The sequence below is a fragment of the Ruthenibacterium intestinale genome, assembly GCF_040096265.1.
GTDB lineage: Bacteria > Bacillota > Clostridia > Oscillospirales > Ruminococcaceae > Ruthenibacterium > Ruthenibacterium komagatae.
Genome location: NZ_JBBMFA010000008.1, coordinates 1 through 1,185, shown reverse-complemented (window position 1 = coordinate 1,185; position 1,185 = coordinate 1). Strand labels below are relative to the sequence as shown.

Annotated in this window: 1 protein-coding gene; it reads right to left on the bottom strand. The window is 55.2% G+C overall.

Annotated features, from left to right (window positions below; translation table 11 throughout):
* Nucleotides 1-34: 34 nt before the first annotated feature.
* The gene (locus WMO24_RS00060) at nucleotides 35-1,132 is read right to left on the bottom strand and encodes an MATE family efflux transporter (protein ID WP_349213962.1); all 1,098 of its coding nucleotides are present in this window, start codon (nucleotides 1,130-1,132) and stop codon (nucleotides 35-37) included.
* Between the last annotated feature and the right edge of the window lie 53 nt (nucleotides 1,133-1,185).

Genomic DNA, 1,185 nt, shown 5'->3' with positions numbered 1-1,185 from the left:
CGAAGCACCTGCAGGTGCTTCGCGCTTTTTTTGTTCAGGTGCGAAGGCTTTTGTAAGTGGAGTGGATCAGAAAAACAGCGAGCACAAAGGTCAGCACATCGGACACCGGCATGGAGTACAAAACACCGTCCAGCCCGAAAAAGACCGGTAAAAGCAGGGCAAAGCTCACACCGAACACCACTTCGCGCACGGTGGACAAAAGAGTGGATTCCAGCGCTTTTCCCAGTGCCTGCAGATAGATGAACGCGCCTTTGTTCACGCAGGCCAGAATCATCATGCACAGATAAATGCGGAACGAGTGTACGGCAAAATCGATGTAATAAACGCTTTCACCCGCCGCGCCGAACAGGAAGATCAGCGGACGGGGAAAAACTTCCACGATCAGCAGTGCCATGGCGCCGACGGCCGCTTCCGCGCTGAGAAGCAGCGTAAACAGGCGGCGCGCCCGTGCTTTGAGGCCGGCGCCGATGTTATAGCCCACAATGGGAATGCAGCCGGCCGCCAGTCCCACGGCGATGGAGATGACGATTTGGAAAAATTTCATTACAATGCCGACGACGGCCATAGGGATCTGCGCATACTCGGCCTGCCCGAAAATCGGGTCCAGTGCGCCGTAGGTACGGATCATATTGTTGATGGCGGCCATGGCGGCAACCAGAGAGATTTGTGACAGAAGGCTGCATATGCCCAGCGGAAGAAAGAAGAAATATTCCCGGGACAGGCGGAAGGTCTCTTCGTTGATCTGGCCTCCGAACACCGTCAGAAGAGGTTGTTGAAAAATCAGATAGAGCGCGGTCAGTACGACGCTGGCGGCAACACACAGCACAATGGCGTTGCCGATGCTGCGATGTGCGCTTTCCGGGTCGCCCGAACCCAGACAAATGCTGACAAAAGCGCAGCAGCCGTCCCCGATCAGCACGGCTATGGCCAGCGCAATCACGGTCAGTGGAAAGACGACGGTGTTGGCGGCGTTTCCGTACGAGCCGAGATACGTGGCGTTTGCAATGAAAATTTGGTCCACAATGTTGTATAGTGCGGCAACCAAAAGAGAGATAATACACGGTATTGCGTACATTCCCATCAGTTTTCCCACTGGTTCCTGCGCGAGAAAGCGGTTTGATCGTTCCTGCATGAAATTGGTTCTCCTTTCCGAAAAGAAAGCGTGCGGCCGCATGGCGGCCGCGC